This is a genomic window from Streptomyces sp. NPDC046821, from assembly GCF_040645335.1.
Classification (GTDB): Bacteria; Actinomycetota; Actinomycetes; order Streptomycetales; family Streptomycetaceae; genus Streptomyces.
The window spans coordinates 226,353-250,717 of sequence record NZ_JBEYYB010000011.1; the positions used below are offsets into that span (position 1 = coordinate 226,353).

Annotated in this window: 14 protein-coding genes and 5 pseudogenes; 6 read left to right on the forward strand and 13 right to left on the reverse strand. The window is 69.6% G+C overall.

Features of this window, described 5'->3' with window-relative positions; translation table 11 throughout:
* Positions 1-4: 4 nt before the first annotated feature.
* The gene (locus tag ABZ893_RS23725) at positions 5-781 is read right to left on the reverse strand and encodes a class I SAM-dependent methyltransferase (RefSeq protein ID WP_361407071.1); all 777 of its coding nucleotides are present in this window, start codon (positions 779-781) and stop codon (positions 5-7) included.
* A gap of 89 nt (positions 782-870) precedes the next feature.
* Positions 871-1,689 (reverse strand): annotated as a pseudogene (locus ABZ893_RS23730) (alpha/beta fold hydrolase).
* A gap of 159 nt (positions 1,690-1,848) precedes the next feature.
* Between ABZ893_RS23730 and ABZ893_RS23735 the strand changes: the two are divergent.
* Positions 1,849-2,394 (forward strand): VOC family protein, encoded by a 546-nt coding sequence (locus tag ABZ893_RS23735; protein WP_361407073.1) that lies wholly within the window; start codon positions 1,849-1,851, stop codon positions 2,392-2,394.
* A 121-nt stretch (positions 2,395-2,515) separates the two neighbouring features.
* Here the strand turns inward: ABZ893_RS23735 and ABZ893_RS23740 are convergent, their stop codons facing one another.
* The 3 genes and pseudogenes from ABZ893_RS23740 to ABZ893_RS23750 all read right to left on the reverse strand — a co-directional run bounded on the left by ABZ893_RS23740 (position 2,516) and on the right by ABZ893_RS23750 (position 5,128).
* Complete coding sequence (locus ABZ893_RS23740) at positions 2,516-3,067, reverse strand: heme-binding protein (protein ID WP_361407075.1); 552 nt, start codon at positions 3,065-3,067, stop codon at positions 2,516-2,518.
* A 682-nt stretch (positions 3,068-3,749) separates the two neighbouring features.
* Positions 3,750-3,887: pseudogene (locus ABZ893_RS23745) on the reverse strand (glycosyltransferase family 2 protein); the annotation flags it as partial.
* 458 nt (positions 3,888-4,345) lie between these two features.
* Complete coding sequence (locus ABZ893_RS23750; protein ID WP_361407077.1) at positions 4,346-5,128, reverse strand: SDR family oxidoreductase; 783 nt, start codon at positions 5,126-5,128, stop codon at positions 4,346-4,348.
* Between the two features lie 1,161 nt (positions 5,129-6,289).
* Here ABZ893_RS23750 and ABZ893_RS23755 point away from each other — a divergent pair.
* Both ABZ893_RS23755 and ABZ893_RS23760 read left to right on the forward strand, forming a co-directional pair.
* A complete protein-coding gene (locus tag ABZ893_RS23755) occupies positions 6,290-6,694 on the forward strand; it encodes a hypothetical protein (protein WP_361407273.1) in 405 nt (134 codons plus the stop codon).
* A gap of 130 nt (positions 6,695-6,824) precedes the next feature.
* Entirely contained in the window at positions 6,825-11,207 is a 4,383-nt protein-coding gene (locus ABZ893_RS23760; RefSeq protein ID WP_361407078.1) for an AAA family ATPase, read from the forward strand.
* A 138-nt stretch (positions 11,208-11,345) separates the two neighbouring features.
* Here the strand turns inward: ABZ893_RS23760 and ABZ893_RS23765 are convergent.
* A pseudogene (locus tag ABZ893_RS23765) lies at positions 11,346-12,158 on the reverse strand (NADP-dependent oxidoreductase); the annotation flags it as partial.
* Between the two features lie 5 nt (positions 12,159-12,163).
* Between ABZ893_RS23765 and ABZ893_RS23770 the strand changes: the two are divergent.
* Positions 12,164-12,712, forward strand: a pseudogene (locus tag ABZ893_RS23770) (helix-turn-helix domain-containing protein); the annotation flags it as partial.
* A 487-nt stretch (positions 12,713-13,199) separates the two neighbouring features.
* Here the strand turns inward: ABZ893_RS23770 and ABZ893_RS23775 are convergent.
* Complete coding sequence (locus ABZ893_RS23775; protein WP_361407080.1) at positions 13,200-13,598, reverse strand: cupin; 399 nt, start codon at positions 13,596-13,598, stop codon at positions 13,200-13,202.
* A pseudogene (locus ABZ893_RS23780) lies at positions 13,595-15,042 on the reverse strand (MFS transporter). Before ABZ893_RS23780 ends, ABZ893_RS23775 begins: the two are co-directional and overlap by 4 nt.
* Before the next feature lie 58 nt (positions 15,043-15,100).
* Between ABZ893_RS23780 and ABZ893_RS23785 the strand changes: the two are divergent.
* Entirely contained in the window at positions 15,101-15,769 is a 669-nt protein-coding gene (locus ABZ893_RS23785) for a TetR/AcrR family transcriptional regulator (protein ID WP_361407082.1), read from the forward strand.
* 391 nt (positions 15,770-16,160) lie between these two features.
* Here ABZ893_RS23785 and ABZ893_RS23790 read toward each other — a convergent pair whose 3' ends face one another.
* The 4 genes from ABZ893_RS23790 to ABZ893_RS23805 form a co-directional block, all read right to left on the reverse strand.
* Entirely contained in the window at positions 16,161-16,658 is a 498-nt protein-coding gene (locus ABZ893_RS23790; RefSeq protein ID WP_361407084.1) for a MarR family transcriptional regulator, read from the reverse strand.
* A gap of 136 nt (positions 16,659-16,794) precedes the next feature.
* The gene (locus ABZ893_RS23795) at positions 16,795-17,883 is read right to left on the reverse strand and encodes an alkene reductase (RefSeq protein WP_361407086.1); all 1,089 of its coding nucleotides are present in this window, start codon (positions 17,881-17,883) and stop codon (positions 16,795-16,797) included.
* A 276-nt stretch (positions 17,884-18,159) separates the two neighbouring features.
* Positions 18,160-19,437, reverse strand: coding sequence for an MFS transporter (locus tag ABZ893_RS23800; RefSeq protein WP_361407088.1), 1,278 nt, complete (start codon positions 19,435-19,437; stop codon positions 18,160-18,162).
* A gap of 172 nt (positions 19,438-19,609) precedes the next feature.
* Positions 19,610-21,937, reverse strand: coding sequence for a LuxR C-terminal-related transcriptional regulator (locus ABZ893_RS23805; protein WP_361407089.1), 2,328 nt, complete (start codon positions 21,935-21,937; stop codon positions 19,610-19,612).
* A 280-nt stretch (positions 21,938-22,217) separates the two neighbouring features.
* On the opposite strand from ABZ893_RS23805, the gene ABZ893_RS23810 reads away from it, so the two are divergent.
* Positions 22,218-23,072: a hypothetical protein gene (locus ABZ893_RS23810; protein WP_361407091.1), complete on the forward strand. Its 855-nt coding sequence runs from the start codon at positions 22,218-22,220 to the stop codon at positions 23,070-23,072.
* 209 nt (positions 23,073-23,281) lie between these two features.
* Here the strand turns inward: ABZ893_RS23810 and ABZ893_RS23815 are convergent, their stop codons facing one another.
* Entirely contained in the window at positions 23,282-24,037 is a 756-nt protein-coding gene (locus tag ABZ893_RS23815) for an alpha/beta fold hydrolase (RefSeq protein WP_361407092.1), read from the reverse strand.
* Between the last annotated feature and the right edge of the window lie 328 nt (positions 24,038-24,365).

A 24,365-nucleotide genomic window follows, 5' to 3' on the forward strand; every position in this document is an offset into this window, starting at 1 on the left:
CGTCCTACTCCGCCTTCGACGCACGGAGCGAGTAGACCAGTGGGACGCGCAGCCCTGCCGGAAGGCGGAAGTGGCCGTGATCGTGCTCGTGCAGGAACTCCAGGCGGAGGCCCGCGGCGGTGAGGGCGCTGACGACCTCGCCGATGCCGTGCTGCCATTCGACGGTGAGGGTCGCGGCGGTCTGCGCGGTGGGATCGGCGTAGGTCCCAGGCGCATCCACGACGATGGGGTCACGCCGGAAGTAGTCACCTTCGACCGTGCGGCCGTCCTCGTCCAGGACATCGGCGAAGGGGTGGTACTCGGCCAGGTAGAGGAACCCTCCTGGGGCGATGAGCGAGGCCACCGTCTGCGCCCAGCGGGCGAGGTCCGGAAGCCAGCACAGTGCGCCGAAGCCGGTGTAGACGATGTCGAAGGTCTGCTCGTCGAGCGCGTCGAAGGCGTCGTACACATCGGCGGTGACGAAGCGGGCGGTGGTGGCGCCGATCTGCGTGGCGAGGCCGCCGGCCGCGTCCACGGCGGGCGCGGAGAAGTCGAGGCCGGTGACGGTGGCTCCGCGCCGGGACCAGGACAGCGTGTCCAGACCTATGTGGCACTGGAGGTGGAGCAGTGACTTGCCGCTCACGTCGCCGACCTCCGTGAGCTCGAAGTCCCGGAGCGTGTCCTTGCCCGCCACGAAGGAGGGAAGGTCGTAGAAGGAGCCGGCGACGTGGACCGGAACGCGTTCGTCCCAGTTGGCACGGTTGGCCGTGCGCCAGTCGGCGAAGTCTGGAGTCGTCGTCATGGCGGGCAACGTTAGTCAGACGCCCGGATGACGATCAATCGGTTTCTGCACCAGGTCATGTGAGTGGTTCCGGCACGTGGGTGTTTCGGTCACATGGGTGTTTCGGTCACGTGGGTGTTGAGGAAGTCCAGCAGGGCGGCGTTAAAACGTTCGGGTTGTTCGGCCCCGGGGAGGTGTCCGGCGTTCTGGACAACGGCCAGGGTGGCGTGCGGAACGAGGCTGTGGATGGCTTCGGCGTCAGTGATTGGTGTGTAGACGTCGTCGGCGCCGACGACGATCAGTACGGGTTCCTTCACGGCCGGCAACGTGTCCCGGTAGTCGGGCCGTTCGGCTCGCCCGCGCAGAGCGGCCGCGGCGCCGTGGGGGTTGGTGGCACGCATCATGTGGAGGACGCGTTCGGCGACGTCGGGCATCGCAGTGACGTTGTATGCGGCGAGCATCTTGTCGATCACCTCGCCCGCGTATCCGTCCATGCCTTCGGCGAGGAGCCGGTCGGCCAGTCGATTGCGGAACGCTTTGCCGTCTTCGGTTTCGGCGGGCGCGGAGGTGTCGGACAGGACAAGGGCGCTTACGCGCTGTGGGTGTCGGCGGTGGAACTCCATGCTGATCTGGCCGCCCATGGAGACCCCGCCGACCACTGCCCGTTCGATGCCCAGGTGGTCCAGGAGCGCGGCGAGATCGTCGGCGAAGTCGCTGAGGAAGACCTTTCCGGGCGTGACGCTGCTGCGGCCGTACCCGCGCAGATCAGGAGTGATGACCCGTTATCCGGCTTCGGCCAGGGCCGTGACCTGGGGATCCCACAAGGTGTGGTTGAACGGGTGGCCGTGTATGAGGAGCACGGGCAGCCCGGCCGTGGGACCGGCATCGTTGTAGTGAATGGTGGCGCCGTTCAGGGGTGTGCCGTTCATGCCAGGCACCCTAACTTCATGATCAGCATGTGCGCAGGCACGTTTTTGGCCGCGGGCAGGCACCTCTCCGAGAGGCGGTGCGGATCAACAGTCCGATGCCGATGCCGGGTTGTGTGGACGGCATCGGATACTTCTTTCTGTCCGCATACCGATTCGTGAATGGAGCCGTGGGCGATCATGCCGATCCACCGGTTGAACCATGCTGTGCTGTTCGTGTCCGATCTTGCGCGCAGTACGGCTTTCTACTGTGATGTCCTGGGTTTTCGGCCGTTGCCGCAGGCGTTTCCCGGGGCTGCCTTCTTGCAGGCGGAGGCTTCCGCTAATGACCACGATCTGGGCCTGTTCCAGTCCCAGGACAAGTCCTCCGGCGGTCACCGCATGGGTTCCGTGGGCCTGTACCACCTGGCCTGGGAGGTCGACACTCTTGCCGAGCTGCGCCGGGTGCAGGCGCGCCTGGCCGAGGCCGGCGCACTGACCGGGGCGAGCAACCACGCTTCCACGAAGGCGCTGTACGCCCGCGACCCGGACGGTCTGGATTTCGAGGTTTGCTGGCTGGTCCCGGACAGCGCGGTCGTCGCGGAGCTGACGGCCATGACCTCTCCGACGCGTCCTCTCGACCTGGATGCGGAGATCGCCAAGTACGGGGCGGACACTCCTGGCGGGCCGCGTACCGATCCGTCGGTCTGGCAGCACCTGACCGGCTGACCGGCTTACCGGGCCGGTCTGAGCCGGAGAACCGGAACGGGCGGCTTACCTCGGCACGTGTTGCAGAACCACCGAGGCGGCACCCGAAGCGAAGTCGCGGGTGCCGCCTTTGTGTTGGTGCTTACCGCCCGAGCGCGGCTACGCCGGCCTGGGCGAACTTCTCGTCCAGGTCGCCGGAGGGAGCACCGGCGACGCCGACGCCGGCGATCGGAGCGTTCTTGGCGTCGACCGGAGCGCCGCCACCGAGGAACAGGGTGCCCGGGATGTCCTTCAGGTTCGGGGTCTGCTGCAGACGCTTGGCCAGCTCGGAGGTCGGGGCGTTCCAGGAGACGGCGGTGTACGCCTTCTTCACGGCCGACTCGTACGCCTGCGGGCCGGCGCCGTCGCCGCGGAGGGTGACGATGGTGTTGCCGTTGCGGTCGACGACGGCGACGGAGACGCGCTGGTTCTCCTTCTTCGCGGCGTCGAGGGCGGCCTGCGCGGCCTTCGTCGCCGCACTGATGGTGAGGTGGTTCGTCCGGCTCAGGTACTTGCCGGAGGCCTGCGTAACGGCGGCAGGCGCGGTCTCGGACGCGTTGGCGGAGAGCACCCCGGCGGTCCCCGCGGCCACGGCGGCCGCAACGCCCGCGCCGATCAGTACCCGCTTGCGATGGGGCTTCTTCCCGTGCTTCAACGGAGGACTCCTCAATGTGCTGACATGCGGCGGGAAGCCGATCTTCCCGCGCTGCCCTCAGTTTCGGTGGGGAGTTGAGCTTTACCTTCGGCATGTCGGTGGTGATCGGATCGCCGATCGGTGGGGACGAGGTCATCCGTTCGGTTGATGCGGAGCCCTGTCAGGGGTGGTGACCCATCACCACTCCTCGATCGGGTCTGGGTACAGCTGCACCGAGTCTGGCCGGTGCTCCGTGGCCCGAAACCGGCCTGTCCGCGCCACGGAGCGCCAACTCCCTTGCCCACGGCCGGTAATGCGGCGCCATGCTCGACGGCACAGCCTTGTCCGACGGCGAGGTGGGGCCGTGGCTGCTCCTCCGGCCGCGCTGTACCAGGGCGCAGCTCGGGTTCCCCAGACGCAAAATCTCCTCGAACTCCCGAATGCGGCACGCCTGGTACGCGGGTGCGTCTTCCGGCATGGAGTGACAGAAATCCGTGCCGACCTGAAGTCACCGGCGTCGGGCGGCCATGTTGTCCTCGACCATCGCCGGCGCGCGCAACCGGTCACCAAGTTCGCCGGCGAGTCAGCGCGACTCGTAGGAGAGGATTTCGGCGGCTGCCCCAGTCAATGAATTCGAGCGGGCCGGTGACGGAGAAGCGAGGGCCGCGCCTGGCGCGGACAGCCTGGCCGATGTCGGCCGCGCCAGGGGCGTCGCGTTACCCACCAGAACCACCCGCGTTGCAGCCACATTCTGCTTCTCCACCGAAGCGAGCAGAGCCTCCAGCTCCCGCGGGCGAGTTCCCATTGTCACGATGACGACTCCGATACGCGGCAACGACATAGCGGCAAACTCCAGTGGTCGGCAGAGCGCCGATGCTAGCGTCGCGCGACGCGGTCACCGTAGGTAGCCGGGCTGAGTGTTGGAGACGCTTGCTGCGCTGATCACTCGAGGACGATTCGGTGGGTCCGGGAATGACCAGCCGCAATGGCTAGCGCCCATAGCGTCGCTCTCGAGCTGGAGGCTCCGGAGAACTGGCGACAGTTGAATACGCAAGCCCACCAGTAAACCCCCGTAGCCCACGGCATGGGCTCGGGTACGAGGAGGCAGGACCTCGACGACCGTGGCCTTGCCGATGACGGTCTGTCATGCCGTTCTCTGTCATGGCAACTTCGGGCAACTACTTGACGGCCCGCCGAGGGAGTGCGAATGCGTCACCCAGGAGGTGAATCGGCTCCTGGCCAGAGGCGCCGTCTGCCTCCCCGATCAGGTTCGGGGAGACAGAGCGAACAGTGCGGTGTCTAGGCGGTTTTGACGGCGCCGCCGTCAATGAGGTGGTCCGTGCCGGTGGTGGCAGCGGCGCGGGGTGAGGCGAGGTAGGTGACAAGGGCGGCTACCTCGCTGGGTTCGACGAGCCGGTTGATGACCATGCCCATCGCGGTGGGCAGGTTGGCCAGGAGTTCGTCGTGGGGGATGCCCATGGCGGTGGCGAGTTCGGCGCCGTAGCCGGTGGGGCTCTCCCACATGTCGGTGCGGACCGGCCCCGGAGAGACGGTGTTCACCCGTACCCCTTGCGGGCCGAACTCTTCGGCCAGGGCCTTGCCGAACGCAGTGAGGGCTGCTTTGGCGGTGGTGTAGGCGATGGGGCCGCCGTGCGGGACACGGGCTCCGATCGAGGAAACGTTGACCACCGCGCCCCGTGCGGCCGCCAGTGCGGGTAGTGCGGCAAGGGTGACGCGGACGGTGGCGAAGAAGTTCAGGTCCACCACCTGCGCCCACTGCGCGTCGGTCAGTTCGAGGAAGCCGCCGCTGAGGCCGCCGTCGCCGCCTCCGACGTTGTTGACCAGGATGTCGAGGCCGCCGAGTTCGGTGATGGCCTCGGTGACCAGGCGCTCGGCCGCAGCGGGGGCGGACAGGTCGGCCGTCACCGGAATCGCGCCGGCCGCCACCACTTCTGGCGTGGTGGTGCGGGCGGCGGCGACCACGCGCACACCTTCGGCGGCCAAGGCGCGGACAACGGCCAGCCCGATGCCCCGACTCGCCCCTGTGACCAGGGCTGTCTTGCCTTTCAACTGCAGGTCCATGGTGTCCCTCCGTAGCCGATCGCATCGTTAGTGATGCGAAGAAGCTAGAATATGCATCATTGATGTTGCAAGTTCTTGGTGAAATGCTTCATGAACGTACCCTTATGGGGCTGTCGCTCACCTGGAAGGAATCCGCCCCATGGTGCTGCCGGCCTCTGCGAAACCGCTGCGTGCCGATACAGAGCGGACCGTGCGCGCGATCCTGGAAGCTGCCGAGCGAGCGCTGTCCGTCAACCCGGCGGCCACGATGGAGTAGATCGCCGAGGCCGCCGGCGTCGCGCGCACCACCGCCACCGGCGATTCGCCTCCCGGGATGCGCTGATTGCTGCGCTGCCTTTGTGGGTAACACGGCGGTTCCACGAAGCTGTCGAAGTCGCTGGCCGTAGACCGTCCCGCCGGCCGTCGCGCTCTACCAGGTCAACGCGAACGTGCTCCGCGTGAAGATCAGATGGGGCTTCGTCATGGGTGCCCTGCCCACGGACGCCCCCGAGACCGCCCAAGTCCATGCCGAGGTCCTGGATCAGTGCGCCGGGCGCGTCTACTACGCACTCATCCACGAGGCCGTGAGTCAGGCCCGGGAAGCCGATGCCGCCCTGGGCGCCGTAGCCACCCGCGTCGTCGACACCCTGCTGCACGGGCTTGGCGCCCCGGCTGCCGTCCGACCGCCTGCGGCTGCTAGGGCCCGTCGGATGGTGTCCGGAGCGGGAGTGGCGGATAGGCCAGGGTACGTACAGGGGCGACTCCAAGCCGGCCTCGTCGTGAACGGCCCGCGCGGGACGAAAAGGGGTAGCCGTGCCCGGTTCTGTGCATCAGGGGATGCGGCCGCTGGCTGCGACCGTCATCCCAGGCATGTCGCCGGCGGCCGCAGCTTTCCGGCTGATGACAGGCGGTCACAATGGCCCAGGCTGCGCGTTCGTGCCGCATCCCACGGCCTGGCGCACCGGTCACACGGGCTCTTCGCTCACGGCTGCCGTTCGCCCACGGCCCGGCCGACTGGGGAACGGGACCAGGTTCAGGCCAACTCCTTTGCAGCGCATGGTGTTTGTGCTGATCCTGCACGCAATGGGTCCATGGCTGGGAAAATCGCCGCCTGTCGAGAGAGCTTATTTGGACACTCCGGTCCCCGGCGGGGACCGAAAACGGGGGAAGGGAAGCGACGTGATGCTGGACATCGTTACGTTGTCGGTCAGTGGCGGAGCGAAGGACGCCGCCGATCTGGCCGCCTGGCTGGATGAAGAGGATGACCTGCGCGGGCTGGTGCGACGTGAGCCCGGACCTGTCCCCGAGGGAGCGCTCGGTGGAGAGCTCCAGCAGCTGGTCGTCAGCCTGACCTCCGGCGGGGTCGTGACAGCCGTGGCCAGCGTGGTGGTGGCCTGGCTGCGGCGTCGCACCGGAAGCGTCACGGTGCGCGTCACGGGGCGTGACGGCTTCGAGCTCGAAGTGCGAGCGGAGCAGGTCCGGAACATGGATTCCGAGCAACTGCGGGCCCAAGTCGACCAGTTGGTGTCGGCCGCGTGGCCCGATGGTGCCCGTCGGGAACTTGGCGAGGGCGACGGCGGTGAGTGACATCGACGGCGCGTCCGCCGGGGCGTACCTGGGTGCGCTGGCCCGACCGGGATCTCGCGTCCTGCTCGTGGGTACAAGGTCCCACCCGCCCGGATCGCCTTTGCCCTCCGTTCGTGCGGTGGAGCGGTCGGTGAAGGACCTGGCGGCTGTTCTGCAGGAGCAGGGCGGAGTGCCGGACGCGAACATACGTCCCCTGGTGGATCTGGCCAGCCCGCTGGAGTTCGGAGCGGCGGTCGACCGGGCAGCGGCGGAGGCGACGGACGCCTTGCTGGTGTATTTCGTCGGCCATGGTCTGGTGGGGTCCGACAACGGTTTGTACCTGGCGACGTGCGCCACTGACGACCTCGTGGACGGGGTCTCGTACAAGGCGCTGGCCTACCAGGCTCTCCGGCAGGCGGTCCAGCGCAGCAGAGCTCGCGCCGTCGCCGTCATCCTGGACTGCTGCTTCGCCGGCCGGGCCGAGGGGCTGCTGGGGCCGCCCGCACTGGCCGCGGCGCTCGAGCAGACCTTCGTGCGTGGTGGCTTCCTGCTGGCCTCCGCCGCACGCGAGGAACAGGGATTGGCCCGCCCTGGTGAGGACTGCACCGCGTTCACCGGTGCCCTCATCCGGCTGTTGCGCCATGGTGATCCCACCGGGCCGGAGCAGCTGACACTCGATCATGCCTACCGCTACCTCAACCGGGTACTGCCGGCGGAAGGCGCACCGAGGCCACGTCGACACAGCAGCGACCGAGCCGGAGAGCTGGTCCTCGCCCGTAACTCCGCCTACACCCCCCGCCGCCCGGTGCCAACTGCCAAGGAGTCCTCCGCAGCGGAGGCCGGGTCAGCCACGGCAGAGTGTCCGTACCTGGGCCTGCGGTCCTTCGGAGCTGAGGACGCCCAGTACTTCTTCGGCCGGGAGGAGACGGTCGCGGACCTCACTCGCCTCGTCCGCGGCGGTGGTCTGATCGCGGTGGTGGGGGCGTCCGGCAGCGGAAAGACCTCCCTGCTGCGTGCCGGTGTGATCCCAGCGCTGGAGGCGCACAGCGAAGGATGGACCGTAGCCACCATGACACCGGGCGCTGCCGCCCCTGCAGCAGCCCTTTCGCGGTGCTCGGCCGCGCTCGCCGACCATGAACGGTCCATGCTGTTGGTCGACCAGTTCGAGGAACTCTTCACCGCGGACGTGCCGGAGGACGAGAAGGAGCGGTTCGTCGCCGAGCTCGTGGCTCTGGCCGGCGGCCCGACCACCGTCGTGATCGCCGTCCGAGCTGACTTCTACGAAGCCTGCACGCGCTACCCGGGTCTGGTGACCGCCCTGCAGGGCCGTCAGGTGGTCGTCGGCCCCCTGCGTCCAGAGCAGCTGCGAAAGGTGATCGAACAGCCCGCTGAGGCCGCCGGGCTGCTGTTGGAGGAGGGGCTGGCCGACACGCTGCTCCACGACGCCCGTGTGCACCACGCCGGTGAACACACCGCCGTGCTCCCGCTGCTCTCGCACGCCCTGCTCGCCACCTGGCAGCAGAAGTCGGGCGACCTGCTCACTCTGTCCGGGTACCGCGCCACCGGCGGAATCGACGAGGCGATCGCCCGCACCGCGGAGGAGACGTACAAAGCGCTGAACACCGCGGACCGGCCCCATGTACGCGGCCTGCTGCTTCGGTTGGTGCGCCTGGGCGAAGGAGTGGAGGACACCCGCCGCAGACTGCTCCTGGACGACCTGGCCACCCTGGGCCACCTGGAAGCGGCCCGGCGGGTACTGCATGCGCTGGCCGAAGCCCGGCTGGTCACCGTGGACACGGACGGAATCGAAATCACTCACGAGGCGCTGCTGCACGCCTGGCCGCGCCTGCGCGCGTGGATCGAGGAAGACCGCGCCGCCCTGCTCACCATCCAGCAGCTCTCCGACGCCGCACAGGCCTGGGATCAAGCCGGACGGGAGGAGGTGGACCTGTACATCGGGCCTCGCCTGGACGCTGCAGCCCACGCAGTGAGGGGGCAGCAGGCGAACGACGGAACGGACGGCGCCGTCGGCCCGGTCGCACGGGACTTCCTGGACCGCAGTCTGGGGTTCAGGGACAAGCAGCAGCAAGCGGCGAGACGCGCTCGGCGTAACGGCCGTACGGTCATCGCCGTCCTCTGCGCCCTGGCCTTGGTGGCATCCGTGGTGAGCTTCATCTCCGTACGTGAGCACAGACTGGCCGCACAACACGCTGCGGAGCTCGCCTCCGCTGAACTGGCGGCGGAGGCGAGCGCGGTCAGGTCCACCGATCCGGGCCTGGCCGCCCAACTCGCAGTGGCCGCCTACCGTTCGGCGCCCACCGTGGACGCCACCACCCAGCTCTACACGTCGCTCGACGCGCCGTTGGACAGCGTCGTCGGCGACACCGGTCACCAGGTCCTGCGGATCGCGACGCAGCGGGACGGTGCGTTGGCCGCGGCCTCCAGCACGGACGGTTCCGTGCGTATCTGGGACATGTCCGCCGCCTCCGGGCCCGTCCTGGACGCGACGCTCCACACGGCAGGGGCGGCCGCACTCGCTCTCTCGCCGCGCGGGCGTCTGCTGGCGGCCGCCTGTCCTACCCAAAGTGCTCTGTGCCTGTGGGATCTGTCCGTCCCCCGTAAGCCCAGGGCCATCAGGCGCCTGCCACGCCCTGCCGACAGCGCCAGTCTCAAGATCATGTCGTTGGCCATGAACGCGGACGGGACGCTGTTGGCCGCAGCTGCATCGCTTGGCCACACGTTGGTGTGGTCGATTGCCGACCCCACAAATCCTCATCTCGTGGCTGAACTACCGAACCCGACCAGCAGAGAGTCCAGCGGGATGGCTGCGGTGGCCTTCTCTCCGACCCAAGATTTGCTGGCCACCACGGTTCTGGGGGGTAAGACCCGGCTATGGAATTTCGCCCCCCCGTCCAGACCCAGCTCCACAGCCACGATCCCCGAGGGGTACGCCTCGGTGGCCTTCAATCCAGAAGGCACGATGCTGGCCGCAGCGGGAGACGGCGAGTTCGGCCTATGGAGAGCTGACAGCCCGTCTCGTCTCCGGCAGGTCAAGATTGACGACTCCACCTTGCACGTAGACCTGACGCTTATGGCCGTGGCCTTCAGCCCGGACGGGAGCCGGCTCGCGGTCAGTGGTGTGAGGAGCGACCCCAGCGACGGGCAGTTGTGCCGGCTCAGCCTGTCCTCGGCGGCGCTGAAGGAGTCGGCGGTACCCACCTGCACCTCGACCGGATTCGGCACCCTGGCCTTGGCTTACCTGCGCGGCGGCGCTCTCCTGAGCGGAGGCCCCGACGGTGTGGTCCGGTCGTGGCGAACCACTCAACCGAAGGTCGAGGACATTGATGTCTCGTACTTTCCCTCTGCGTGGGGCTTCAGCCGCAACGGGCACTTTATGGTCGGGCCGGCCGGTACAGCTGACACCTCATCCATCGGAGTCTGGGACATCGCCGCCCGACAGCAGCAGCGTGTCGCCACAATCAAGTTGTCCGACATGGTGCAGCAGGCAGAGCTCATCGGCCCGGACGGCAACGTGTTGCTGAGCGTCTCGCACGACGGCAGGGTCCAGTTGTGGGACCTGCACGATCCCCGGCACCCCGTGCGAGGAGCGTCTTTGGGTACGGCGACATTCCGCAGCCGAGGCGATCTCATCGTCAATACCGGCGTTTTCGCGGACGGTGCGGGTGAGCTGGTCACGGTGCCTGCCGGCGACGGCCGTGCGCATCTGTGGCGCGTCACCGACCCGCGTCACGCGGCCAAGACCGGGTCCTTCAGCCTCCCGTCGCCCGAGGACTGGAGCGGCATCACCGGCGACGGCCGTACCGCCTTCGTCGCCACGTCCAAGGGGATTCAGTGGTGGGATGTCAGAGACCCCTGGCATCCGGTCCGAGGCGACACCACACACCTCGCCCACGCGAACAGCGAAGGTCTCGACTTCCAGGGCGATGTGATGGTCGTGCTCATCCCACGGCAGTCGGGCCTGGCGGGCGGTAACACTGTCCGCCTGATTGAAGTCTCTGACGGAACCGTGCGCGCATCGACCAGCCTCGAGGGAGTCATCGGCACGAAGGCCGAACTGAGCGACGACGGCCGACTGCTGGCCGCGACCGGCAGCGGTGACGGCACGGTGCGTCTGTGGGACATCAGCGATCCCCGGCACCCACGTACCGGGGCTACCGTGCGCACCCTGCCGGAGACCCGGGGCATCGAGATCGACAAGCGCAACCACTTCATGGCCGACTGGAGCACGGACGACGGGATTCAGTTGTGGGATATCCACGATCCCGCTCGGCCGGCCCTCAAAGCAACGATTCCGTCCCCGGAGGACGACATGGTCGACCAAGTCAGGTTCCTTCCCTCGGGCAGCGCACTCGCCACTGCCCGACGGAACGGGGTCACCTTCCACAGCACCGACCACGTGGGTCTCGCCAGACGGGTCTGCTCCTACACCGGACCGTCCATGCCCGAGGCACAGTGGCGCAGGATCGCCCCTGGCATCCCTTACCGCGCCCCGTGCCCGAACGCGGAGCGATGAGGCAGACGTCGTCCTCGATCGTCAGGTCGCCGTTGTCCGTCCTGCCCATCTCTGCGCTTGGCCACCAGGTTTCGCAGGGGTGGGCGGTGAGAGGGGCTGTGGGGCCGCTGGAAGGTTCTTCCGGGCTGTGACGCCCAGTCACAAGGCGACGGAGAGGACGGTCTTTCCGGTCGTGCGGCCGGTCTCGCCCAGCGTGTGGGCGTCGGCGGCGTGTTCCAGCGGGTAGACCGAGTCGGCGATCACCCTCAGGTGTCCGTCCTCGACCAGCTCGGTGATCTCGCGCAGACCCTGCTGGTCGGGCTCGACGAGCATGAACCCTGCCTGAACCCCGGCGGCCTCGGCTTCCTTGTGGGGGAAGGTGTCGTCGAGCGGCAGGAGCGAGACCAGCATTCCGCCCGGGCGCAGAGTGCGCAGGGAGTGGGCCCAGTTGGCACCACCGAGGCTGTCCAGGACGGCGTCGACGCCGCGGATGGTCTCGGCGAAGTCCTGGGTGCGGTAGTCGACGAGCTCGTCCGCGCCCAGGGAGCGCAGCAGGTCATGCTTGGCGGTGCTGGCGGTGCCGATCACGTGGGCGCCGCGGGCCTTGGCGATCTGGACGGCCAGGTGGCCGACGCCGCCCGCGACGGCGTGAACGAGGACGCGCTGGCCGGGCCGGACGTCGGCGGTGTCGACGAGGGCCTGCCAGGCGGTGAGTGCTGCCAGCGGCAGGGCGCCCGACTCGATATGGGTCAGGCCCTTCGGGCGGGGAGCGAAGTGGCGTGCCGGGGCGGTGACGTACTCGGCATAGGCGCCGGCCGGGTGCGGGAAACACGGCATCCCGAACACCTCGTCGCCGGGCTGGAACAAGGTCACACCGTCTCCGGTCTCCTCGACCACCCCGGAGACATCGAACCCCAGGGTGAAGGGGAGCGGCGTCCCGTCGGCGAACACTCCCCGCTGCCGGGTCTTCCAGGGTCCGCATCGACCCCGACGTGCTGTTCGTCGACGACGGAGACATCCTCACCTCCGCCGGTGTCGCCGCCGGGATCGACCTGTGCCTGCACCTCGTCCGCCGTGACCACGGCAGCCAGATCGCCAATGACGTCGCCCGTTCCTGCGTGGTGCCGCCCTGGCGCGACGGGGGACAGGCCCAGTACATCCAGCGCCCCGTCCCCGACCGGACTGCCCCCGGCACCGCCGCCACCCAGGCATGGGCCATGGAGCGTCTCACCGAACCCCTCACGCTGGCGGACATGGCCGCCCACGCGAACATGAGCGTGCGCACCTTCACGCGCCGCTTCCGCGACGAGACCGGTACGACCCCCGGTCAGTGGCTGATCCGCCAGCGTGTCGACCTGGCACGCCACTATTTGGAGACGACCGACTGGCCCGTCGAACTCCTCGCCCACCGCACCGGGTTCGGGACCGGGGTCTCCATGCGTCAGCACCTCCGCGCCGCCATCGGCGTCACGCCTCAGGAATATCGCCGGACCTTCGGCTCTGCCGCCGCTGCTGCCTCGGCGTGAATGGCGGGTGGCGAGTCAGGCAGCTACTGGGTCAGTGGCCTGCCTTGCTGTCACGTGGGCAGGGCGATGCTCTCCAGGCGTGCGGCACTTGCGCATCACCGTGTCCGAGATGAAGCGCATTCAGAGGGATCGCTCGACGTGATCCCGCTTGTGCGGCTGGGCTGGATCGGGTCAGAGGGGTGGCAGATGCGCCCCCACGTAAATCTGTCGGGGCACATGCCGGCTTTCCCGACTCCGGTGTCTACGGGCTGCCGGGAGTTGGCTTGGGGGAAGGGCCAAATGGCGGGCGGCTGGGACCAGTTTGTCGGGTCTGGTCGGGCGAGCCATCGGCCCGCAACGGTGCCGTCCTGGACGTTCGTCACCTTGTGGGGCCGGCTGCGTACGCGACGCCCCCGGCAAGAGGGTGCCGGCGGGGCTGCCGGAGCCGCCAAGCCCTCGGGCGAGATTCGTGGTGGCCCGGCAGGCGAAGTTGCCGGGCCACCACCGATCAGGGGGTGCCAGCGCGCCTTTCGAGGCGGGTGCCATGGCGGAGGGTGATCGACATCAGGTCGCTGGGGGCGTCCAGTTCCAGGCGGTGCCATCGGCCGCGGGGGACGATCACGGCGGCGCCTGCCTGCAGTCGCACCATGTCCTCGGTCCCGCCGGGCGCGTCGGGACGGAAGTAGAGGCGAATGCCGCCGGTCAGGCAGCACACCGCTTCCTCTGCCTCCGGGTGCATCTCCCAGTGGTCGGCGTGAACGTCGGCATTGGTCTCGACGTGGAACGTGGCGATCTGCCACGTGCCGGAGCTGCTGCTCGTCATCTGGCGTTCGACGGCTCGGACGTCGCCGCCGGGGTGGAAATGCAGCGCCGCGGCGAACAGGTCGACGGCGGTGGTGGTCGTCATGACGGAGTTCCTTCCAACTGGTTCTCTGCGGGGTCTGTGGATCGCGGGACAGAGGTGACGGCTCGGCTGCGCGGTAGTACACCGATGGCCACGACTGCCGCGAGTACGAAGATGGCGGCGGCGATGGCCAGGCCCAGGGCGTAGCCGTCGTTGAGTGCGGCGGGGGTGGCGGTCGTGCCCGTGTGGTGCGCTGCGATGGTGGCCAGGGCGGCCAGGCCGATGCAGCCACCGAGTTGGCGGGAGCTGTTCATGAGGCCGCCGGCCATGCCGGCCTCACGCGGAGCGACGCCGGTGGTAGCGGCGGCGGCAACCGGAGCCAGGACCAGCCCGGCGCCGACGCTGGTGATGAGGGACGGGCCGAGCACGTCGGCGAGAAAGCTGCCGTCGGGGCTGATGAGGGCGAACCAGGCCAGGCCCGCGGCGGCCAGCAGGGCGCCGGGCACCAGTGATGCACGGGGGCCGCGGGATGCGGTGACGCGGGTGGCGACGATGGTTCCCGCGACCAGGCCCACGGAGAAGGGCAGGCATGGGTGCCGGTCGCTGCGGCACCCATGCCCAGGACCTGCTGCATGTACAGGGATACGAAGTAGAACGCCGTGAACTGCCCAGCTGCGGCCAGGAACACCAGCGCGTTCGCACCGGCGACCCAGCGGCTGCGTAACAGGCCGAGGCGCAGCAGCGGTGCGGTGACCTTCGCCTCGGCGAAGGCGAAGGCGCCCAGCATCAGGGCTGCGGCGGAGAGGGTCGCCCACGTGGTCGGGGAGCCCCAGCCCAGGGTGTCGGTTCGGACGACACCGAGCACCAGCAGCCCGATTCCGCCTGTCGCCAGGAGGGCGCCCAGTGCGTCCAGCCTCTCGCGCCGGGCGGGTGCTGCTCCGGCCGGTACCCCTGCGGGCATGAGCGCGAGAGCCGCCGCGACGATGGGCAGGTTGATCAGCATGATCCAGCGCCAGCCCGCGTACTCGGTCAGCAGTCCACCCGCCAGCACGCCCAGCGCGCCGCCCGCGGCGTTCACCGCGCTCCACACCCCAAGTGCCCGGACGCGCCGGGGGCCTTCGGGGAAGGTGGTGGTGAGCATCGCCAGCGCGGCCGGCGCGGCTGCGGCGGCGCCCAGGCCCTGTCCGGCGCGTGCGGCGATCAGTTGCCAGGGGGCCTGGGCCAGCCCGCCGGCCAGCGAGCACAGCCCGAAGACGGTCAGCCCCAGCACGAACATTCGACGCCGGCCGTACAGGTCGCAAGCGCGTCCCCCCAACAGCAGGAACCCGCCGAACGTGAGCGCGTATACGTGCACGACCCACGACAGGTCGAGCGGTGCGAATCCCAGCGCCGTGCGGATCGCGGGTAAGGCGACGTTGACCACGGCCATGTCCAGGGCGATGACGAACTGGGCGACGGCGGCTGCCGCCAGCACCACTCCGGGTCTCCCGTTAGAGTTTCTATACATGTAAGAAAACGTAGCGCGAGGGTTCGCCGTTGTCGACAGCTGGGGAATGATGGGCGCCATGCCGAACCCCTCCGCACCGCGCAAAACCCCGGGCCGACCTCCTCGCATCTCTCGCGAGGAGATCATCGAGACAGCCCGCCGGATCGTGGATGAGGGAGGCGTGGACCGGCTGACCATGCGGCGGCTGGCCACAGAAGTCGGCAGTACGCCGATGGCGCTCTACCACCACGTCCGCGACAAGGAGGAACTGCTCGTCCTTCTGCTGGACGACTACGCCACCCGGACCCTGCGCCGCCCGGAACTGCCCGCCGACCCTCGCGAGCGGATCATCGTGGCCGCCACCGCCATCCACGAGGCGCTCGCCGCCTGCTCCTGGATCGTCGAGGTACTGACGGCCGACGACCTGATGTCCACGAGCGCGCTGTGGTTCGTCGAGCAGATCGTCGACGGCCTGGTCGAATGCGGCCTCCCCCTCGACCGGGCCGTGCACGGCTACCGTGCGATCTGGTACTACACCGCCGGAGAGATCGTGGTCAGGAGAACAGCGGCCCGACGGCGCGCAGACGATGACCGTGCGACCTACCGGGAGCAGGTTTTCGCCGATCTCGACCCGAGCGAGCTACCCCGCTTGGCCCAGGTCGCAGACCGCTGGGCCCCGCTGACAGCGGAGGACACTTACCAGGCCGGGCTCCGAGCCCTGGTGAACGGCCTTCTCGTCATCCGCTGACAGACTCGCCGCCGGTGATGTGCCTGGCCGCTGGCACCACGACTCTCAAGTGTCGGCAAACGATCGATTGTTGGACGCCGCTTCTTGGTGTCGGCCGAACTCCGGAGCGAAGGCAGTCAACCCCGACGCGGTCATGGAGAGGCAGGGCGGATGGGTCGCCCCCGGCTTCAAGGTCATGCGCCGCTACTGCGAAGGGGACGAGGCCTTCAAGAGAACACCCTGCACGGCGTGCTGGAAGAGCAAGCATGGCCACCGGCGGTGAGACGGTCGACGGTAGCCGCGCAGAGGCGGGGGACGGCGCGGTGTGCGAGCTTCCTGGTGGTTCCCGCTCAGCCCCGCCACGGTCCGCCCCGCTCGCCGCGCCCCGTCAGGCGTCCGGCGCACCGGGCCGCTACGACGGACCGGGGCAGCCGGCATGGGTGGCGAGGTTGGTTTCGAGGCGTTCGAGGACGGCGAGGGTCTTGCTGAGTTCGGCGTCGGTGAAGTCACCGGCGGCGTAGTCCTCGAGGCGGGCCCAGAGGTCTTCGACCTGCTTGCGCAGGGCGTGGCCCGCGGCGGTGGATTCGACGAGTACGGAGCGTTTGTCGCTGGTGGAGCGGGTACGGCGGACGAAGCCGGCTTTCTCCAGGCGTTGGATCGTGCGGGTCATGGTGGCGGCGTCGGTGCCGAGGCGGCGGGCCAGGTCGGTCTGGCGCATCTGCCCGCGGTCCCACAGCTGCATCATGACCAGTTCCTGGGCAGGGTGCAGGCCGACCTCGCGCAGGATCTGGCACGCGAGCGCGCGGTGCAGCCGGGCCACCCGCAAGATCGCGTGACTGATCGGACCGCGGCGCGCGGCCTCGGAGAACTCTTCGCTCTCCGGGACCTGGGGCATGGCCTCGAGTTCCATGACGCTTCTTCCTTCCGCTCTCGCCGGTGCGACCGTCCCTCGCGGGACCTGCGCCGCGGCGGCCGGGACCGGGTCCCGGCCGCCCGCGGGCCTGCCGTCAGGTCCGTCCGCATCCTGATTGCAGGTTATGCGCTGCTCACGCGCCGGCTTCTGCCAGCGTGGGGTAATCGGTGAAGCCCTTCTCGTCGCCGCCGAAGAAGGTGGACGGGTCGGGCGTGTTGTACGGGCCGTCCTGCGCGAGGCGGGCCGGCAGGTCGGGGTTGGCGAGGAACATCGCGCCGTAGGCGATCAGGTCGGCGGTGCCGTCCTCGATCAGCGCGAGTGCGTCCGGCCCGGTGGGCTGCTTGCCCGTGAACGGGTTGAGGATGTACGTGCCCGGCCAGGTCTTGCGCATCTTGGCGGTCAGCTCCTCCTGTCCGGCGGCCCCGACCTGGTGCAGGTAGGCGAGGTTCATCGGGGCGAGGGCTTCGACCAGGGCGGTGTAGGTGGCCTCGGTCTCGGCGGCGTCGGACTCGTCGACGTCGTTGAAGGGGTGTCCGGGCGAGATGCGGAAGCCGACCTTGTCCGCGCCGATGGCCTCGGCGACAGCGCGGGCGGTCTCGACGGCGAAGCGGGTGCGCTTGGCGGGGCTGCCGCCCCAGGCGTCGGTGCGCTGATTGCTGTTCGGGGCGAAGAACTGGTGGATCAGGTACCCGTTGGCTCCGTGCAGCTCGACGCCGTCGAAGCCGGCCTTGATGGCGTTCTGGGCGGCGGCGGCGAAGTCGGCGATCGTGGAGCGGATCTCGTCCTCGGTCAGCTCACGCGGGATGACGCGGTCCTTGAGGCCGTCGTGGGTGTAGACCTTGCCCGCGGCCGCGATGGCGGAGGGGCCGACGGGCTGCTGGTCGCCGATCACGGAGGGGTGCCCGGCGCGCCCGGTGTGCATGAGCTGCAGAAAGATCACGCCGCCCTTCGCGTGCACCGCGTCGGTCACCTGACGCCAGGCTTCGACCTGCTCGGCGCTGTGGATGCCTGCGCTGTCGGGGTAGCCCTGGCCGATCACGGAGGGCTGGGTGGCCTCGGTGACGATCAGCCCGGCGGAGGCGCGCTGCGCGTAGTACTCCGCCATGAGCGGGGTCGGCGTCTTGCCCTGGCCGTAGGCGCGGGCGCGGGTCATCGGCGCCATCACCAGACGGTTGGCCAGACGCTTGCCACCCAGCTCGTAGGGCTCAAATGCCTTCGACATGCTCGTTGCTCCTCATAGGGAAAGGGGACTGGCTATAAGACTGCGCGGTGATCGCGCCGTCGTTACTTGTTCGAACAGGTAAAACCGCTCTGGCCTTCCCGGAAGGCTCGTGACCTGCGCCACTTCAAACTTTTCGTCTACGGCGCGCACGCAAACGTCGGCCGATTAGATGACTGGACAGGAACGTGTACCTTGCGGCTACTCAGGCACGTCCACCACCCGCTGCCCCCTCGACGCCGCCGCCACGGCGCAAGCCCCGGGCGCCCGGCGAAACCACTACGAAGCCGAGGGGGCGTCCGGAGACGGAACCACTTCCGCCGCAGCTGCCGGAACACCCCCGGCACCGGCACGCCCCTCCCGCCAAGGCAGAAGCACCGCACTCGCCATACACAGCACACCGGCGATGAGCAGCGCCCAGCGCACGCCGGCCGCGTCGGCGATGACGCCACCGGCGATCATGAACGCGGCCTGGCTCGTCTTCGAGCCGACCGACCAGGAGGTGCCGACGCGGGACATGAACGCGTCCGGCGTGGCCTCCATCCGATACGTGGTGAACGACGGATTGAAGACGCCGGCGGAGAAGAGCAGGCCGAAATCAGCGGCCACGACGGTGCACACGCCGAGTGCACCTGAAGGCGCCAGCGCCGGCAGAACCGTCCACAGGGTGCGCGCGACACCGGACACGAGCAGAATCCGGCGTTGTCCGAACCGGCGGGTGAGCAGCGGGGTCAGGCGTGAACCCAGCACGCCGCCCAGGCACGGCAGTCCCAGGGCGAGTCCGTACTGCCACGGCGCCAGGCCGAGGTCGTCCAGCATGAGGACGGCCATCAGCGGGGACGCCATCATGACGGAGCCGCCGAAGAGCAGGGCGTTGAAGAACAGCGGGCGCAGCCCTGGGTGCCGCAGGAGGTACTGCCAGCCGGCGGCGATGTCGCGGCCCAGATGAGAGGTGGCGGCGCGTACCGGAGGCGCGGGTTCGGGCCGCCGGATGCGGCGGATACCCAGGGCCGAGCCGAGGAACGACACGGCGTCGACCACGATCGTGGCGGCCGCCCCCAGCACCCCGATCAGGAGCCCGCCCACGGGCGGTCCGGCGCTGACGCTGATCCAGTTCGTCGTTTCGAACAGGCTGTTGGCACGAAGGCGGAGTTCGGGCAGGACGAGTGCCTTGAGGTGCGCGCCGCTCGCCGCGTCGAACGCGACGGAGGCGGCCGTCTGCAGAATGCCGACGACACACAGCTGGGTGAAGGTGAGAGCGTCGAAAGCCATGGCGACCGGAACGCTCGCCAGCACCGCGCAGCGGGCCAGATCGGCGGTGATCATGACGGGCCGCTTGTACTGGTGCTCGATACGGACACCGAGCGGCAGGGCGATCACCGCGCTGGCCACAGCGGACATCGCCGCGAGCAGGGAGACCTGGAACGCCGAGGAATGCAGCACCAGAAGGGAAACCAGCGGCAACGCCCCCATGCCGACGGCACTCCCTGCCGCACTGACCGCGTAGGCGCCCCACAACCGCCTGAAGTCCTGCCCGAGCGCACTCCGCCGCACCAAACCGAACCCCCCGAGGTGTGAAGCCGCTCAGCGTAGTGACGCCCACCGCTCACCACCCACTACCCGTGATCCGAGGACTCCGTGGCTGCCGCTGATGTCCGTCCGGATACCCGCCGGGCGACAGCTCAATGCACGAACTCACCAGTACCGGAAGCCAGTTCGCTCCGGCCCGTCAACGCCCGGCGGGCTCGTCGTCGCGCTGCTCGTACGTCCACACCGCCAGCTGCGTACGCGACGTGAACCCCAGCTTGCCGAGGATGCGCTCGACATGGTTCTCCGCGGTGCGCTGGGCGATCGTCAGGCGCTGCGCGATGTCCTTGTTCGTGAGCCCGGCGGCGACCAGTTCCGCGACCTGGCTCTCGCGCCGCGTCAGCCCCGGCGCTGCGACCGGGTCTTCCAGTACGTAGGCCATCGCCTCGTCGACCGTCGCGCGCGCCCCGCGCCGGAACTCCCGCTCGAAGACCGCGCCGGACAGCGCGTCCCGTACCGCCGCCTCGAAGCGCACATGCTGGCCGCGCATGAACGGCGCCGAGCCGAGCCGCCCGCCCAGCGACTCCCACAGCAGGTGCAGTACGCCGAGCAGCCGGGCCGCGCGCCGCGGCGCGTCCTGCGTGCTCCACGCGATCACCTCCACGCACATCGCCACGTCCCACCAGTCCTGGAACGGCCGGAGCAGGCCGATGGCCGCCCTGGCGTGCGCGATCGCCTCGCCGGGCACGCCCGCGCGCCGGGCCAGCAAGGCGCGGGCGAGCAGCGCCATCCCGTACAACCACGACTCACCGTGCGTACGCGCGGCGTCCTCGACCTCGTCGCACGCCGCGCCGGCCTCCTCGTCATCGCCCCCGTAGGCGTGCGCGATGGCGGACTTGACCCGGCACTCCAGCGCAGCGTCGAGGCAGCCCTGCGTGCGGAACTCGGCGTACGCCCGCGCGAACAGGCCGACGGCGCCCGTGAAGTCCTCGCGCCAGACGGCGAGGATCCCGTGGTGGTGCCACACCCACGCCGACTCCCGCCGATGACCGCCCTGGCGCGCAGCCGCCTCGCACGCGGCGAGCGCGCCGGCCACCTCGTCATCCGGGGCGCCCTGCAGCATGGCCAGGTACGTGTCGGTGACCAGCGCCTGCACGCGCACACTCATGTCCGGGCCGCCCTGTGTGCGGTCGGCGGCCAGCAGCAGGGACAGCCAGCGGCGCCCCTCCGGCAGCAGGCCCGCCGTGATCCAGTAGTGCCGGGGCGAGACGGCCAGTGCCAGACCGGCCCGCGCCTGTCCGGGCTGTTCCAGGCAGAACTCCAGCGCCGCCCGCAGGTTCGGGTGGTCCAGGCGCAGCCGCGTGAACCAGTCGACCTGCCGAGCCCCGAACCACTCCTGCCCGGCCCGCGCGGTCAGCTGCGCGTAGTGGTCCCGGTGGCGGGCGCGCAGCAGGTGCAGCGAGCCCGACGCGGCCAGCCGGTCATGCCCGTATTCCCGGACCGTCTCCAGCATGTGGTATCGCGAACGACCGTGTCCCTGGCGGCAGTTGACGATCGACTTGGCCACCAGGGCGTCAAGTGTGTCGAGCATTTGGCCGGGTGGCAGGGCGGCGTCGGTGCAGACCCGCTCCAGCCCTTCGAGGTCGAACGTGCCGCGGAACACGGAGGCCCGCGCCCACAGCAGCCGCTCGCGTTCCGCGCACAGCTCGTGGCTCCAGTCGATCAGGGCGCGCAGGGTGCGTTGCCGGTCGGTGGCGGCGCGGCTGCCTCCGGTCAGCAGCGCGAACCGGTCGGTGAGCCGTTCCAGGATCTCCCGTGGTGTCAGAGCGCGTACGCGGGCCGCGGCCAGTTCGATCGCGAAGGGCAGCCCGTCCAGGCGGCGTACGAGCTCGGCGACGTCCGCGGCCTCGGACTCGGTCACGGCGAAACCCGGCAGTGCGGCGGCTGCCCGCTCGACGAACAGCGCCACCGCCGGATTGCCGTTCAGGGCCCGCACCCGGCGCCCCGCGTCCGCCACCTCGCCCTCCTCCGGCACGGGCAGAGGCTCCACCGGAAAGACGTGTTCACCCGTGATCCCGAGCGGCTGCCGGCTGGTCGCGAGTACGTGCAGATGGGGCGCCGCCCGTAACAGGGTGTCGGTGAGCCGGGCGCACGCGTCGATGAGGTGCTCGCAGTTGTCCAGGACGAGGAGGACGCGCCGCCCGCGCAGCCTGGCTATGAGGGCGGCGCTCGCGTCGGTCCCAGGGTGCCCTGGGCCCGCCGCGTCGAGGGTGCCCAGCACGCTCGGGGCGAGAAGTTCGGGGTCTCTGAGGTCGGCCAGCTCGGCGACGTACACGCCGTCGGGGAACGACGCTGTCGACCCGGTCGAACCCGCCACCTCCGCGGCCACCCGCAGCGCCAGCCGGGTCTTGCCCACACCGCCGACCCCGCTGAGCGTCACGAGGCGGGCACGGGAGAGTAGACCCGTGATCCGCGCCGTCTCGGCCCGCCGCCCGATCAGCGACGTCAGCTCGCCTGCCCCCGTATCCATGGCCGGTCATCTTAACGACGCACGGGCGGCCCGTTAACGACGCACGGGCGGCCCGGATCGGGCGGTCAGCAGGCGTAATTGAGTAGTTCTCCCGTATCCCTGCGCGCCCTGCGGTCCGACACTCGACGACGTGGATCGAGGCGATCATGCGAGGTGTGCGTTGACGGCAGAGGCGGGGGCGGGGCGCGGCGGGCGGCCCGATGGGCTGGGGGAGCGGCCTGACGGAACAGCGGAGGGGCCGGGTGGGCTGGGCGAGCGTGTGTGGACCTACCAGGGGGCGGTGGCCAGGCGCCCCCTGACATTGCTGGTCCCGCTCGTCATCGTGTTCATCGTCATGTGCACGATCGCCGGTGACCACTACGACGAGGAGACCTCCTTCCGCCTCGCGTTCTGGGTGATCCCGGCGGCGGCCGCCGTCTGCCTCGCGCTCAGCGTCCGGCACACGCGCATCCGGATCCACGAGTACGAGCACGGCTTCGAGCTGCGTCGCCCCGGGCGCCCCACACGTCGCCTGGCCTGGAGCGACATCGCCTCCGTCGAGACGAACAAGGTGTCCGTCCACATCAACTTCAGCCACTCCCACGACGTGTTCAAGACCGTCATCCGCCTCTACGAGGGCGGACGGATCCGTCTGCGGGGCCTGGACTACATAAAGGTCCGCCAGGAGTCCGGTTTCTGGCGCCTGGCCGCCGTGGCGCCCCTGGGCAACGGCCAGTCCTTCAGTACCCGCGCCGCCCAGGGCGCGGCCGAGGCCCTGGCGGCGCGACACCTGGCGGAGCTGTCGGCCGGCGGCCAACTGCGCTGGGGCGCCTTGACGTTCACCCGCGAGGGCCTGACCCTCGCCCCGTTCCCCGGCCTGCTCGACTGGTCCCGCATCACCCATGTGTCCGCGAACCCGAACACCGGCGTCCGCCTCGACGTACGTGGCCTGAGCGCCCACGTCGGCACCCGGACCCTCAAACCCCGCGCCACCAAGGCCGGCTACAGCACCGAAGGCGACCGCCTGGAGGTCTTCATCCCCACACGCCGTCCCGGATCGGACTACGCGGCACTGACTCTTGTCCTGGCCCAGGGCGCGGCCCTGACCGATGGCTCCGCCCTGGCCGAGGAGCGGCCCACGAGCCCGGAGCAGTGACCGGGACGGCGGCAACGCGTCGCCCGTCTTCGGTCTGGCGACCGCTGGGCGCCGCCGCGCGGCATTGAGGCCTGCCGCCCCCGGCCCCCGGGGGAAGAGGGGTTGTCAGTTCTGCCGCGTAGCCACAGGGCCGGGGCAGGCAGCCGCACGTGCCGGGGCGGGGCGGCAAGCACCGCCCCCTGCACATGCACCCGTCTCGCGGCCGTCGCTCAGGGCCGCGGCTCACCGAGGTACTGATCGGCCCAGGCACTGATGATGTGCGCGGCCCGCTGCGCCTGCCCCCGCGCGGTCAGCAGGTGGTCCGCCCCTTCGAGCGAGATGAAACTGCGCGGGTGCCGGGCCTCCTGGAAGATCTCCGCGGCATTGGCGATGCCGACGGTGGAGTCGGTGGGGGAGTGCGCGACGAGGAGCGGAAGGTTCAGCTCGCCGATCCGGTCGCGCAGGTGTGCCTTGCGGACGTCCTCGACGAAGGCGCGCTTGAGGACGAGGGTCCGCCCGCCGACGAACCACTCGTGCGCCCCCTCGCTGATCACGCGGTCCAGGACCGAGTCGTACTGCCGCTCGACGTGGCTGGGGTCGACGGGTGCGGCGATCGTGGCCAGCGCGCGCAGGCCAGGGATCTCGTGGGCGGCGGCGAGCGCGGCGGCGCCTCCCCAGGAGTGCCCCACCAGCAGATCCACGGGTGTCCCGCGCTCGGCCATGAAGGCCGCGGCACGGATCGTGTCCTCCACCTTGACCGTGAAGGAGCCGTCGCCCCAGTCACCGTCCGAGTCTCCGATGCCGAGATTGTCGAAGCGCAACATGCCGATGCCCTCGCGGGCCAGCTGCTTGCTGACGCGTGAGGCGGCCGGCGAGTCCTTGCCGAGGGTGAAGCCGTGCGCGAAGAGCCCCCAGCCGCGGACCTCGCCCTCCGGCGGGTCGATCACCCCGGCCAGTTCAGGGCCGACGACGCTCGGGAATCTCACTTTTTCTTTCATCTGTAGTGCTCACCTAGGCAGAAACTGATCAGCGGGACAAGGGGACACTAGCGACACCTGCCGGCGCCACCGCGAACCGACGAGCAGCATGACACGCGCGATCACCACTCTCGACAGACCGGACGTCAACAGCTCCGACGAGGACCACGGCGTCAATTCTCCCTCGCCTCTTCAACAGCGAACCCGGCAGAAGTCCCGCACCGACAGCTCACCCGGATGACGCCCAGGAAGCGCCTCGCGCTTTCACCATGGCTACTGTCCGTATATGAAACGCGGCGGACGCGAGCCGAACGCCCCGGATTGAGGCGTTCACGAA